Genomic DNA, 13,749 nt, shown 5'->3' with positions numbered 1-13,749 from the left:
ATGTGGTCAACTGCCCATCTGCCATCTAGGTCGACAAATCGGAGTGGGTTATTCCACATTGCATTGTAGGGTGTCCACCCTGGTGCATCGGCTGCTAACGGATCCACACCCAACCACTTGCTCACCATTGGGTGGTAGTACCTGGCTCCGTATTAGAAAAGCCCGCTTTCGGAGTCGAGCTCTTTGGCATTGAAGCGATAGGGTGTGCTGAAACCGGTGGGATTGATTTGTTGGAAGGTGATATTTGTGACACGGATATTCATGGACATACTACGTCTTCTCTACTTCCCTGTCTGCTGTAAAGATATAAAATGTGGCTTTTCCTTGGCTGGCCACGGCTCATCTGCGAGGTTTTTTACGTATTGACCCGCCTGGCCTCTTTGCTTCCCCCATGTGCACTCTGCCCTTGCCACACTCTATCTGACGGTCCTTCCCCGGTAATCTCCTGTCTGCTGCCTTCCTCTTCCCGGCTTTGTTAAAAATTTTCCTGTGTTTCCTCCTGCCCAAAGCCTCTCTCAATGCCTAAATCCATCCCCTCCAACGACCGACCCCTGATTTCCTTCGACTGGGCCGTACAACGCATGCTCCGCCAAAAAAGCGACTTCTCCATCCCGGAGGGCTTCTTCTCGGTCATGCTCGATATGGACATCTCCATAGAGGAAATCCTCGACCCGCAAACCAACAAAGACTTCGCCCGGCAAAAAATTTCGGTGGTCGGAATTCATCAAGGCGATGCGATTGCTCTCTCGCCTGATCTGATGCTGTGGTATGGATGTACCTATCCCGGGGAATTGTATCCGGAAATCGTGCTCATCCATGTGGCCTGGTTTGACGACCGGATTCGCAGCCCGAAAGACGAGTGGATGTACTACCTGAAGCAGGAAAAATTGCGGGAGAAGGTTACGGTAAAAGGCTTGCATTCGGTAAATGAAAGACTGTGAGCAGAGGCTACGGAAGCCAAAGAAAGACTGGCATTCCGCATATACAGTAAAAATGTGTTGTTTTCTGACGACTACATCGAATTTCTTGTGCTTCTTCTTCAAATCAAAAAAAATATTGTTGCAAGGCTTCAGGTGGCGCTGCTGGAATCAATCCTGAGGCAGTCGCTACGCGAAAAGTCATACCCAGTTCAAAAGTTGTTGGTAGTCTATCTTTCACCTTTTTCAGAAGTGGTCAGAGTCAGAGGGGGATTATGTGTGGGAGAGGGAGTTGCGTGAGGGATGCGGAGGGCGCCCGCAGGGCGGTGCGCAGCGCAGCGGAGCACGGGAGCGAAGCGCACCCCGGAGCAGCCCGACCCCGCGCGGTAAGGCCGCAAGGCCGGCGCGCGGGGGCACGCCCAAATAACAATTTAAATGCTATGCGTAGCCAGCCAGAATTTCGGAAGCGGATAGGATGGTGGTGTAACCGCGCTGCCGGAAATACTGGAGGTCTGTGCGATCGTTGGCGCGAACAAGGAAGAAGTCTCCCCCCCAGGCTCCAAGGGATTTGATCAGGTGCGGGTAATCTTTGAATTTTTCTTCTTTGAGAGGGGGCCTGTCGATGAGGCGGCTGATCAGCTGCTCGTGATGGCTCAGCAGATAGTCAAAGTCATCTGGTTGAGTGGTTTGGGCAATTTGATTGGAAATGTGCTGAATATCAGTAAGTAGATGTGGATCCGGAGGTTTGTTGGCTGTCCGGCGTATTTCGGCATCGGAGGATTGCTTATGGCCATGATGGATGAAGTACAGGGTGTCGTGAGCTGGCAGATGATAGTCTACTGCACGGTAGTCGGGGCCGGTTGGCCGGAGGGTGTAAAGGACAGGTCGGCCTTCCAGTGCCACTGCCAGATCATAACCGCTGCCACTTTGGGTGGCAAAGAAGAGCTGGAAGGGATCGCACTGTGCCCATCGAGCGATCAGGGCTATCAGGGTGCTGCTGCTGCCTAACCCCCAGTGGCGGGGAAATTGAAGGTGAGTTTCGGCCTGATAGCCTATGGGGTCGAAATCGGGGTTGAGGCTGGCCACCTGGAGCAATATTGAACGCAGGCGATTGGCTTCCTGAGATTCTTGATCGATTTGAAAATCAGGGGTATAAAAAATGATGTCGAGCCATGGGCTGCCATTTGGATCGCGGGCTGTCCACCTGAGGTGTTCGGGGCTATCGTTGGGAGTGAGGGTAAGCGACTGTCCGTATCGGGTGGGCAAGGCCAGGGCTGTGATGCCGTGGATAACGGCGTATTCGGCGGTCAGCAGCAGCTTGCCGTGGGCATAGTACTGCAATGGTGGTTTCAGAGGCATTGGGTCAATAGTTTTCTGACCTTAAGGACATCTTCGGGGGTGTCGACGGGGATGCTTTGGAAAGTAGTGGATATGCAGTGGATGTGGTAGCCTGCATACAGCCAGCGGAGTTGTTCGAGTTTTTCGGCGGCTTCGAGTGGTGACTCGGGCAGATTTACCAGGTGGGACAAAATAGTGGTCCGAAAGGCGTAGATGCCGATGTGGTGATTGAAGGGGTATGCCTGAAGCCAAAGGTGGCGGGGCAGGTCGCGCACAAAGGGGATGACACTTCGGCTGAAGTAGAGTGCCCGGCCGCTGTGGTCGGTGACGACACATACAGGGCCTTCGACCAGCTCACCTGGGTCCGTTACAGAACGGATAGCTGTGACGATTTGAACGGCCGAATGGCTGAATGCGCTGATGAGTCTTTGGACTAGCTGTGGGTCGATGAGGGGTTCGTCGCCTTGAATGTTGACGACTACATCGTAATGTTCTCCGCTGTTCTGCAGAATTTTCAGAGTCTCATTGCAGCGCGAGGTGCCGTTTGGGTGATGGGGGGATGTGATAACCGCATGTCCGCCAAAAGCTGCAACTCGGTCTGCTATACGTTGGTCGTCGGTGGCTACTACCAGGTGGTCTACGCTGTGAAGTACGCGCTCGTAGACATGCTGTATCATGGGTTTGCCGGCAAGGTCGATGAGGGGTTTGCCGGGCAGTCGGGTGCTGGCATAGCGGGCCGGGATGATGCCGAGAGTTTTCATGGGCTTTTGGGGGAGGTAGTTTTTTTGAGTCTCTTTCTGGACTTGTTTTTTAATCGATCAGGCTTGCCTTCTTCGTCCCAGTCGCAGATAAAAACGTTGGTATCGCGGGTACCGCCATTGTTTCGGTTTGAACTGAAGGCGAGCTTTTTTCCATCCCAGGAAAACATGGGGAAGGCATCGAAGGTGGGGTCGAAAGTGATTTGTTTGAGACCGGTGCCGTCTTCGTTGATCATAAATATGTTGAACTGAAACCCACGTGGGCTGTGATGATTGGAGGAGAAGAGGATTCGTTTGCCATCGGGGTGGTAGTAGGGGGCCCAGTTGGCTTTGCCGAGGTTTGTGACCTGGCGAAGGTCGGAGCCATCGGCATTGCAGACAATAATTTCCATGTTGGAGGGTTTGACCAGACCTTTGGCAAGGAGGGCTTTGTATTCTTCTTGTTCCTCTGGAGTTTTGGGTCTGCTGGCTCGGAACACGATTTTGCTGCCATCGGGAGAGAAAAATGCTCCTCCATCGTAACCGAGTTCGTGGGTGATTTGCACAGGGTTGGATCCATCGATGTCCATCACCCAGAGCTCCAGGTCGCCGGATCGGTCGGATGTAAAAACTATTTTGTCGCCTTTGGGTGAAACGGTGGCTTCGGCATCATAGCCACGGCGATCGGTGAGTTTTTTTACGATGTTGCCCTGGAGGTCAGCTACGTAAATGTCGTAAGTATTGTAAAGGGGCCACACATAACCTTCTGAGCGGTCGGGTTCCGGGGGGCATTCGTCGCCACCTTCATGGGTACTGGCAAAGAGGATTAAGGTATCGCCGGGTAAGAAGAAGGAACAGGTGGTCCGTCCTTTGCCGGTGGACACCATAGTGGGGCGAGACTGAAAGAGATGATCCCGGCGAATGTCAAACCAGAAAATCTGGTCGCATTTAAGACCCCAGGCCGGGTTGTTGCTCTGCATGACGAGCTTTTTGTTGTCGAAGCTCCAGTACGCTTCGGCATTGTCGCCACCGTTGGTCAACTGTCTGAGATTTTTGAGGTGTACTTCCTGAGGATAGGTTATATCTGCTGATTTCGGCCTTTTTTGTGCTATGCTGAAATGTATCGAAAAACTAAACGCTACTAGCAGATAAACAGCACGTGGGAACATGTACAACTATATTTTTGACAAAGAAAACCATGAACGAAAAAATTTACAGTCGTCGGTTGCGAAAGGTTTGGCTCAGATGTAATATTTGAATTTGTTTTAACCATACTGCAATAATGGAATATATCGAGAATGTTCTGTACACGCTCATAGCCATACAAGTGTTTTACTTTTTCATTTTTGGTATGGCCGGACTGGCTCCACATGAGCTAAAGCTGAAAAGAGGTATGCCCTTTACGCGGTTTGCCATACTGATACCTGGCTACAAGGAGGATAATATCATCGTGGATACGGCGAAAAAAGCGCTGGAGGTAGATTATCCGGCTGAATACCGGAGGATTGTAGTATTGGCAGATTCATTTAAGCCTGAGACGGTGGAGAAGTTGCGCTTAACGGGAGTTGAGGTGCTTGAGGTATCCTTTGAGCACAGCACCAAAGCCAAAAGCATCAACAAAGGACTCGAGTACCTAAGCCAGGACCCACCGGAAGCCGTGGTGATACTTGACAGTGACAATGTGATGGCTCATTTTTTTCTCAGGAAAGTTTCCGATGCCTTTCAAAGTGGCTACAAAATCATTCAGGCCCACCGCACTGCAAAAAACAGAAATACTCCCATGGCAGTACTGGACTCAGCAAACGAAGAAATCGGCAACCACATTTTCCGGAAGGGGCACCGAAATCTGGGGCTTTCGGCTGCTCTGATAGGTTCAGGGATGGTATTTGAATTTAACTTGTTTAGGAAATACATGTCGCAAATCACCGATACTGCAGGAGAAGACAAGTTGTTGGAAATGCTGCTGCTCAAGGACAGGCATACGATAGAATATTTTGAACACGCTTATGTTTATGATGAGAAGGTATCGACCACGAAAAACTTCGGCAAGCAGCGTACCCGTTGGCTGGGGGCACAGTTTTATTTTTTCCGTCATTTTTTCTTCGACGGAGTAAAGCACCTGATTACCAAAGGCAATATTGATTATTTTGACAAGTGCTTTCAGATGGCGCTCATACCCAAAGTGCTGTTGATCGGTTTGCTTGGTATCCTGGCGTTGGTGGATTACTTTAGCCCGTACTTGCAGTGCAACTGGATCGTGCTTACCGCTATGTATTATCTGGCAATGCTGGCCTCGGTACCTGCCAACATGTACGACGCGCAGCTTGCAAGGGCCATTTTCCACATTCCGGTAGCGATGATGGCCTTAATCGGTTCGATCCTGAAAATAACCAAAAAAACTGCTACACACTTTGAAGTAACGGAAAAAGGACACACGGGCGATGGGAACTGATTTCAAAGAACAACTGCAACTCCTTGGCGAGAGCATACGTTTGGGATTGAATTCGCTGAGTGTCAATAAATTCAGAACACTGCTTTCGCTTCTTGGGATTACGGTGGGAATTTACTGCATCATCACCGTATTTGCCATGGTGGATTCCTTGGAGAAAAACATCAGGGACTCTGTACAGTCGCTAGGGTCAAATGTACTGTACATTCAAAAGTGGCCATGGGGAGGAGGGGGTGAATATCCGTGGTGGAAGTATCTCAACAGGCCGGAGCCTACCTACTCTGAATACGAAAAACTTAAAAAGCTTTCGAGGCTGAGCGATAAATTGGTGTATGGTTTTGGCATCAGTGCGACAGCTAAAGCGCTGGGCAATGAGGTGAAAGGCACTACAGTGCTGTTTACTACCGCAGATTACATCAAACTTTGGAATCAGAACATTCAAGCCGGAAGGTTTTTTAACGAGCAGGAAGGAAAAAGCGGGTCTCAGGTATGTGTATTGGGCTATGATGTAGCACAGGGTTTATTTGCCGGAATAGATCCGATTGGACAAAAGGTACAGCTGAAAGGAAAGAAACTTACGGTAATTGGTGTATTTGATAAAACAGGAAAAAGTCTGGTGGGCAATGACAACGACCAGAACATCGTGGCTCCTGCCAGTTTTGGACTGAGGATTGTAAATCCCAACAGCATTGAAGGAAGCTTTATCATGGCCAGACCTATCGAAGGAGTATCGCTGGCGGAATATAAGAATGAACTTCGCCAGCACATGCGAGCTATTCGTCGCCTTAAACCCAAAGTTGAAGACAATTTTGCCCTGAACGAAATATCTCTGATAAGCGCAAGTCTGGACCAGATTTTCAACATAGTGACAATAGCTGGTATATTCATCGGCGGTTTTTCTATTCTGGTGGGTGGATTTGGAATTGCCAACATCATGTTTGTCAGCGTGAAAGAGCGAACCTCTGAAATCGGCATTCGCAAGGCGCTCGGTGCTCCGGCCCGATTTATCCTTCAGCAATTTTTGACCGAGAGCGTAGCACTGTGTTTTGTGGGTGGGTTAATTGGATTGGTATTGGTGGGCATTACTTTGCTGGTTGTTTCAGGGATCCTGGAGTTTCCTTTTTACTTAAGTGCAAAAAACATCATTCAAGGGGTGGTGATCAGCGTGGTAATTGGTTTGGTATCAGGCTATGCTCCGGCCCGAAGCGCCAGTCGGCTCGATCCGGTAGAGGCAATCCGGCAAGGGTCCTGATTTTAAAGGTCTCATACATTCCATGGATGGACGTAGGGGATCGATTGTCGCCAAATGTGAATCTAAAAATTTTTAGGTTTTTGTAAGCATGGGGTCAAATGCTGCCTCTTGTATGCTTCAATACTTTTGCCGTCAAAACATTTTCTTTATATGAAAAGACGTATCACGTTTACAATGATCAAGCCGGATGCTGTAGCCGATGGCAACACAGGTGCTATTTTAAACAGAATTGAAGGTGCAGGCTTCAGAATTGTGGCAATGAAAAAAACTCAGCTTTCCAAAGCTGAGGCTGAAAAATTTTACGGCATTCACAAAGATCGTCCTTTTTTCGGCGAATTGGTCGAATATATGACATCGGGTCCAATAGTAGCTGCCATACTGGAGAAAGAAAACGCCGTTGAAGATTTCAGGAAGCTAATTGGTGCTACCGATCCGGCCAAGGCTGAAGAGGGCACTATTCGAAAAATGTTTGCTAAAAGCATAGCTGCCAACGCAATTCACGGGAGCGATAGCGATGAGAATGCAGTCATCGAATCGAATTTCTTCTTTTCGGAAAGAGAGCGGTACTAATTCAGCCTGATAAGAGGCGAATGTGACTGGCTTAAAGAGCGTATCAATAAAAAAACCGCGGTATACGTCTGTATCCGCGGTTTTAATTTTAGCTACAGATGATTTTTTAGTTTAATCTACAATCTTGATCCATAGCTCATCGTTGTAGCGGCCATCGATGCGGTTTTGACGTACTTGATTGGCTCTGTTGTAATTATCAAATTTAAAGAGATAGACGTAAAACATTTTGTTGTTGGTGTCTTGGAAAAAGTTGGCATCGAAGCCTCTTTTCCTGAGGTCAGCCACCAGCCTTTCGGCATTGGCCTGACTTGAAAATACTCCTGCTACTACATAAAAGCCCTTTGAGCCGGGAGTTACATTGCTGGCCAATTCAGAAGCTTGAATGGGCTGGCCTCCGGAAGTGTATCCTGTTGTTTGTTGAGGGGTGGCCGGCTGCTGGGCAGGGGTGGTGGGTTTGCTTTTGTCGGGTGTGGTTGGTTGGGGTTGTTGTGATGGCTGCTGCTCAGCCTGACGTTGGTATTCTCTTCTGATTTCCTCTCGTACTTCTTCGAGTTTTTCTTTTATGGCTTTTTCGGTGTTTTCATCTTTTTTGCTTTGTTGTTGTTTTAATCTTTTTATTTCGCTTTCAAGTCGATCCATTTTTGAACTGCTTCCAAATCTCCAGGTCAGGATGATTTCATTGCTGTTGCCCATTGCCCGGCTAAATTCGGAGATGGAAAAATCATGGGCATAGCCAATCATGAGTTGGTCGGTGATATTGACTCCGAAATTCAAAGTCACTGCGTAATCGGTACGATACATAAAGCCCAGATGACCATAACGGGGCAATCGGAGCATAGCGCCGGCATCTATCATAGCAGGTACATCTTGCGCTCCTCGTATCATTACAAGAGGACTGAGCAGTGCGCGATCACCCTGTACATTGATGTCGTACTGAGCCATCACATTGTAGTGGCGGTAGGTACTAAAGAGCACTTGAGCAGTAGGCTGGTCCAAAAATCTGACGGGAGTAGAAAAGAGCTGAGGTACAGCAACACCGACCATCAGATTGTTGATTCTGGCATTTACCCCTAGATTTACATCGAAAATGGACCTTCCATTGATTTGACCGAAAACGGCAGGGTCAAAACGTTCCCGGTTGCGTATCAAATCTACATTTATGGATTGATTGAGATATCCGGCCCCAAGCCCGAAGTCAATGAAGTTTCGGTCACCGAATTGGACTTTATAAGCATAGTTGGCATAGATTGCATTGCGTTCTAACAGACTCGCCTGATCGTTGTATGCGTACACAGAGTAGCCTACTTTGTTGGATGCGGACTGACCGTTGAAGGCCAGGGCAGCCGTTTGAGGTGCCCCATCAAAGCCGGTCCACTGACGGCGAAAGATGGCCGAAAGTTCAGGAGTTGAAGTCAGCCCGCTCATGGCCGGATTGTACACATAGGGAGCAAAGAAATAGTTGCTGTAGAGTGGGACCTGCTGTGCCTTAAGTGCTGTATAAGGAATAAGGCAGCAAATTTTTACCATCAAAAATATAGATAATCTTTTCATCGGATGCGCATTTAGTTAAAACTGATTTTGGATAATCGTAACTGAACCTCTGTATATGACTTCATCATCACAAACGACGAGGAAGTAGTAAGCTCCATCCGGCAAGGGCGCTCCGGCATTGTCAGTCCCCGCCCAGTTATTGGCATAAGGTAGTGCATTAAAAACCACCTTTCCGTATCTGTTCATCACTACCAATTCGCAGGTTTGATTACCAATCAGTTCAGAGAGATCAAGTACATCATTAATGCCATCGCCATTAGGGGTGACAAGATTAGGCACACGGCTGAAGATTTCTACGCTGTCCAACTGCTTAGGTGGCTCGATAACAAAAACCTTGACACTGTCAATTCCCTGACACCCCCCGACATCGGTAACAATCAGATAATATGTAATGGTATCCGGCTTATTGGTTTGGGGAATGGAAATGGTTGTCTGAGCAAGTGGATTGCTGAAAGAGACGGGTTTATTGGCAAACCAGTAATACATACCTCCCGGACCCGCACCGGAACCGGTGAGTGTGACGGACTGGCCAATCTCAATGACCTGATCAGGACCCGCATTGGCTATTGGATTGCTCAGTGAAAGGACGACCGTATCAAAAGAAGCACATCCGGTTTGATTGGTAGCCCTAACGACGTAAGTACCCGGATTTTTTAATACTATGGCATTTGAATTCAAAGGAGTGGGACTGAGCAACCAGGAGAAATTTACACCCGGCTGATTGGCAGAAGCTACTACAGTGACACTGTCGCCGGCACAAATCTGAATATTTTTAGGAGTATTCAGGCTTATTTCCGGAAATTTTACGACATCTACCTGCAGGAAATTTGAAACATATGTACAAGTGGTATTTGAAATTACAACTCTGTACTGAGCTGTATCATCTACAGGGATACCATTGATGACCGGAGTTACCTTAAACCAGGGATCCGTAGCCCCTGCTATGTTTATAAAAGGACTGCCAGGGGGGAACGAAATCTGCCATTGATAGCTGACATCGGGTCCCGCCGAGGAGTCAAGAACTGTCAACATAGTAGAATCACCTGAGCAAATGACTAATCCTTTATTGGAAAGACCAGGAATCGCTGTAGGCACAACACTGTCAACCGGCGGGAAGTCAGTAATCACCGTTATGTAGTCGGAAGTATCCTGACAGAAACCGTCATCAACCACCACTCGGTATCTGCCGGCCACGTAAACTTCTTTGGAGTCCAGCGTACTGCCGGCCAGGGCTTTTGGATGCGGATTGTTGAACAAATCCAATGTATCGACCAACCATTGATACGAATAGGAAGGTCCAACGGGTGCCTGAAGTGTCAGAAAGTTTCCGTCGCAAAATCTGAAAGTATCTGCACTTATGGCCAGCACACCAGGCTGAGGCACTACGGTAATATTGGTATTGGGCAAATACGATACAACAAGTGTATCTTTTGAGATCGAATCGCATGTACCAAGTGATACTCTGAGAGATATAGAGGCAGTTTGCCAAAATTTAAACGTTTGCTGGTTTGAACTGGGAACCGGAGCCCCATTTACCCTCCATTCATAAATAAATGTTTCGCCAATTCCTGGTGTGGGACCGGTAAATGTCAGTGTATCTCCTTCGCAAAATCTGTATTCGGTTGGAAAATTAGGATTGACAAATCCCCCTGATATTGTAAAATTTGAAGGTGGTCTTTTTCCGATTACAATAATGGCGCTTGAGTCGCTGACGGCTGCGGGCGAACTCGAAGTCACTCTCACGCGGTATGCTCCTTGAGCAGTATTGCATGGAATTTTTGCAAGAATGTTTCCCACGGTACCGTGCACGGGTCCATTTGGCGGAACATTATTTCCGAAAGGCAGTGGAGCAAGTTCAATAAAATTACCGCTGAAGGTGGTTCCTCCCGGATCGGACATTTCAACTCGAATTACGTTATTGCTTTGAAGCACTCCGGGATTTACGTAAAAGGTTACCTGAACCGTATCGCATTGACACAATTGGGTGTTTAATGAAGGCGAGGCTACAAATACTTGTGCATTCAAATGATTACCCAAAATTGTAGCACATAAAAACCATACTAGATGTAGAATTTGCCTCATTCTTTTTTATTTTTTAGCAAATAAAGGAAATAAAAATCTAATACAACTACACCCTAAGGTAATGTGTGCAAATGTCGATTGATGCTATTTGTTTTTCAATTGATTGTTAATAAATTACCATTTTAAATGACCAACTATGGCCGCATTAAAAGTGCTTATTAGCTTTGCCGGCCTTAAAAATAAGCTTGCATTATCGATGAAAAGCACATATTCCGTTGCCGAACTGTATGAGAAAAAGCCCATAGGAGAATTCGTTACTCTCAGCGGATGGGTTCGGACGTTTAGAAGCAACCGGTTTATCTCTCTCAACGATGGCAGTACGGTTTCCAATTTTCAATGCGTACTTGATTATGAAAAGTTTGATGATACTCTTCTGAAAAAAATAAACACAGGGACATGCCTTACATTGAAGGGTAAAATTGCTGAATCACCGGGAAAAGGCCAACCGATTGAAATGTTGGTCGAAAGTGTAGAAATTCTGGGTGAATCTGACCCTGAAAAATATCCTCTTCAACCCAAAAAACACAGCCTTGAATTCTTGCGCGAGATTGCTCATCTGCGGCCAAGGACCAGTACCTTCGGAGCAGTCTTCAGAGTGCGTCATCACCTGGCCTATGCTATTCACGACTTTTTTAACCGAAATGGATTTTTTTACATACACTCTCCTATTATTACAGCATCGGATGCAGAGGGTGCCGGTGAATTGTTCAATGTATCCACACTGGACAAAAAAAACATTCCGCTTACTGAAGGCGGTGAAGTTGATTTTTCAAAAGATTTTTTTGGAAAAGAAGCCAATCTGACCGTCAGTGGCCAATTGGAAGCCGAACTACTGGCAATGGGACTAGGCAAAGTATACACATTCGGGCCTACCTTCAGAGCTGAAAATTCAAATACAACCCGTCATCTGGCTGAGTTTTGGATGATCGAACCAGAAATGGCCTTTTACCAATTGTCCGACAATATGGAACTGGCTGAAGAATTTCTCAAGTACATCATTTCCTATGCCCTGGAAAAAGCAAGCGAAGACCTGAGATTTCTGGATCAACGACTAGCAGATGAAGAAAAATCCAAACCTACAGATCAGCGTTCAATGCCTCTGCTGGAAAAATTGCATTTTGTTCTGGAAAATCCCTTTGCACGAATAACATACACCGACGCCATCGATATCTTACTCAACTCATCATACCATAGAAAGAAAAAATTCCAGTTTCCGGTAGAATGGGGTATCGACCTGCAAAGTGAGCACGAACGCTATCTGGTTGAAAAACATTTTAAGACACCTGTGATCATCACCGATTACCCGGCCGCTATCAAAGCCTTTTACATGCGGCTCAACGAAGATGAAAAAACTGTGAGAGCCATGGACATATTGGTGCCGGGTATTGGCGAAATAGTAGGTGGCTCACAAAGAGAAGAGCGCTATGATGTGCTGCTGCAAAAAATCAAACAATTTGGCATCAGTGAACATAGCCTTTGGTGGTACCTCGATACCAGAAAGTTCGGCACTTGTCCGCATAGCGGTTTCGGACTTGGATTTGAACGACTGGTGCAGTTTGTCACCGGTATGTCGAACATCCGCGACGTTATTCCATTTCCAAGAACACCGGGAAATTGCGAATTTTAACTCTCCCCTTTCCGAATAGGGCTAAACTTTTCAATATCGAAACCATTTTGTGATATTTCAGGGTACTCACCTTTGGTCAGGAACCAATTATTTTTTTTCCCAGATACATATCAAGAAGACCTTCTGGCAATCTGAAAATGATTTTTTTATTGCTGTGGTCTATAGAGACGATAAATGGCTCAACCCAGGGGACAAGTACCTGAGCCCCGGAATTGTGAGCTATTTCTATGACGTTCTGATATTTGTTTTCGAGCACTGAAACAACTTTTCCAAAGGGTTGGTTTTCGTTTTCGATAAATGCCGCATATTCAAGTATGGGTATTTCTTCAACTCCTGATTCTTGAAGCAATCGGTTGTAGTCGTGCTCTCGTAAAAACGCTTCCCGACCAATGATGTCTGTAGTGTCTTCGAGTTTTGAAAATTCTTCAAATTTGATTTTAAAACCTTTGGGCAAGGTCTGAATGTATTCTATTAAAAACGGTAGTGTGTCGGCTCCAATGTCTATAAAAAGGTGGTCGAGATTGGAAATATCCAGATTGTCGTTGTACAATTTAAAAACCACATGTCCGTTGAGGCCATGTGGTTTTATAATTTTTCCAAAAGGTATCAGCTTAGATTTGCTCATTTACAGGCTAAATCCAAACATCCCTGGACTTAATTTTCTTCTGAAGAGGAAGAGGCTTCCTCCGAAGTTACTGCATTCTTTTTTTCTGTACGCAGGTTGTTGTAAGCTCTTTCGGCATCGATACGTGCTTGTCTGGCTTTTTCTTTTTTCGCGAGTATTTGCTCGCGTTTAGCTGCTAGACGGGCTGCTTTATCTTCCAGCCATTTGTTGAATTTTTCTTCTGCCTGCTCTTCGGTAAGAGCTCCTTTGGCTACTCCTTTCATGAGGTGTATTTTAAGAAGTACACCTTCTTTTGAAAGAATAGAACGCACCGTGTCAGTTGGTTGAGCACCATTTTGTATCCAGCGGACTGCTGATTCAAAATTTACTTCTACAGTAGCGGGATCTGTGTTTGGATTGTAAATTCCGATTTTTTCCAGGAATTTACCATCTCTTCGACTGCGGCTGTCAGCTGCCACGATAAAGTAAAAGGGATAACCCTTACGACCATGTCTTTGAAGTCTGAGTCTTACTGCCATTTAATTTCAGATTTAAAGAGTACGAAACCCGGTTAGACTATTTTTTGGCCTGCAAAGGTAATGATAATTCCTGCAATACAGCC

13 protein-coding genes and 1 pseudogene are annotated in these 13,749 nt (G+C 46.6%); 6 read left to right on the top strand and 8 right to left on the bottom strand.

The features are described 5' to 3' along the window. Positions 1-140: pseudogene (locus tag DES35_RS11705) on the bottom strand (RHS repeat-associated core domain-containing protein); the annotation flags it as partial. Between the two features lie 378 nt (positions 141-518). On the opposite strand from DES35_RS11705, the gene DES35_RS09685 reads away from it, so the two are divergent. Continuing rightward, positions 519-941 carry a hypothetical protein gene (locus DES35_RS09685; RefSeq protein ID WP_037359126.1) on the top strand — a complete coding sequence of 141 codons (423 nt, stop codon included), beginning with the start codon at positions 519-521 and terminating at the stop codon, positions 939-941. Between the two features lie 54 nt (positions 942-995). Further along, positions 996-1,217: a hypothetical protein gene (locus DES35_RS11430; RefSeq protein WP_147269347.1), complete on the top strand. Its 222-nt coding sequence runs from the start codon at positions 996-998 to the stop codon at positions 1,215-1,217. Positions 1,218-1,355: 138 nt separating this feature from the next. On the opposite strand, the gene DES35_RS09680 is transcribed toward DES35_RS11430, so the two are convergent. The 3 genes from DES35_RS09680 to DES35_RS09670 are packed head-to-tail and all read right to left on the bottom strand — an operon-like array spanning position 1,356 to position 4,161. Continuing rightward, positions 1,356-2,276, bottom strand: coding sequence for a GYDIA family GHMP kinase (locus DES35_RS09680; RefSeq protein WP_037359123.1), 921 nt, complete (start codon positions 2,274-2,276; stop codon positions 1,356-1,358). Then, on the bottom strand, positions 2,267-3,016 hold the full coding sequence (gene kdsB, locus DES35_RS09675; RefSeq protein ID WP_037359120.1) for a 3-deoxy-manno-octulosonate cytidylyltransferase: 750 nt from the start codon (positions 3,014-3,016) through the stop codon (positions 2,267-2,269). The genes DES35_RS09680 and kdsB overlap by 10 nt, the downstream gene beginning before the upstream one ends. Continuing rightward, complete coding sequence (locus tag DES35_RS09670; RefSeq protein WP_114366459.1) at positions 3,013-4,161, bottom strand: TolB family protein; 1,149 nt, start codon at positions 4,159-4,161, stop codon at positions 3,013-3,015. The genes kdsB and DES35_RS09670 overlap by 4 nt, the downstream gene beginning before the upstream one ends. Positions 4,162-4,274: 113 nt before the next feature. On the opposite strand from DES35_RS09670, the gene DES35_RS09665 reads away from it, so the two are divergent. From DES35_RS09665 to DES35_RS09655, 3 genes are all read left to right on the top strand, one after another. Then, positions 4,275-5,444: a glycosyltransferase family 2 protein gene (locus tag DES35_RS09665; protein ID WP_114366458.1), complete on the top strand. Its 1,170-nt coding sequence runs from the start codon at positions 4,275-4,277 to the stop codon at positions 5,442-5,444. After that, positions 5,434-6,693, top strand: a complete 1,260-nt coding sequence (locus DES35_RS09660; RefSeq protein WP_114366457.1) for an ABC transporter permease — start codon at positions 5,434-5,436, stop codon at positions 6,691-6,693. Before DES35_RS09665 ends, DES35_RS09660 begins: the two co-directional genes overlap by 11 nt. Positions 6,694-6,843: 150 nt before the next feature. Continuing rightward, positions 6,844-7,263 carry a nucleoside-diphosphate kinase gene (locus tag DES35_RS09655; protein ID WP_037359114.1) on the top strand — a complete coding sequence of 140 codons (420 nt, stop codon included), beginning with the start codon at positions 6,844-6,846 and terminating at the stop codon, positions 7,261-7,263. A gap of 111 nt (positions 7,264-7,374) precedes the next feature. On the opposite strand, the gene DES35_RS09650 is transcribed toward DES35_RS09655, so the two are convergent. Next, positions 7,375-8,814, bottom strand: a complete 1,440-nt coding sequence (locus tag DES35_RS09650) for a PorP/SprF family type IX secretion system membrane protein (RefSeq protein WP_114366456.1) — start codon at positions 8,812-8,814, stop codon at positions 7,375-7,377. 15 nt (positions 8,815-8,829) lie between these two features. Beyond that, a complete protein-coding gene (locus DES35_RS09645; protein ID WP_114366455.1) occupies positions 8,830-10,896 on the bottom strand; it encodes a T9SS type B sorting domain-containing protein in 2,067 nt (688 codons plus the stop codon). Positions 10,897-11,092: 196 nt separating this feature from the next. Between DES35_RS09645 and asnS the strand changes: the two genes are divergently transcribed. Continuing rightward, the gene (gene asnS / locus DES35_RS09640; RefSeq protein ID WP_114366454.1) at positions 11,093-12,523 is read left to right on the top strand and encodes an asparagine--tRNA ligase; all 1,431 of its coding nucleotides are present in this window, start codon (positions 11,093-11,095) and stop codon (positions 12,521-12,523) included. 76 nt (positions 12,524-12,599) lie between these two features. On the opposite strand, the gene DES35_RS09635 is transcribed toward asnS, so the two are convergent. Beyond that, a complete protein-coding gene (locus DES35_RS09635; protein WP_114366453.1) occupies positions 12,600-13,148 on the bottom strand; it encodes a ribosome maturation factor RimM in 549 nt (182 codons plus the stop codon). A gap of 29 nt (positions 13,149-13,177) precedes the next feature. Beyond that, the gene (locus tag DES35_RS09630) at positions 13,178-13,666 is read right to left on the bottom strand and encodes a 30S ribosomal protein S16 (protein WP_037359102.1); all 489 of its coding nucleotides are present in this window, start codon (positions 13,664-13,666) and stop codon (positions 13,178-13,180) included. Positions 13,667-13,749: the final 83 nt, after the last annotated feature.

It is taken from the genome of Schleiferia thermophila (assembly GCF_003337435.1).
In the GTDB taxonomy this organism is placed as follows: domain Bacteria; phylum Bacteroidota; class Bacteroidia; order Flavobacteriales; family Schleiferiaceae; genus Schleiferia; species Schleiferia thermophila.
The sequence above is the reverse complement of the archived record's forward strand: the minus strand, read 5'-3'. Positions and strand labels throughout refer to the sequence as shown.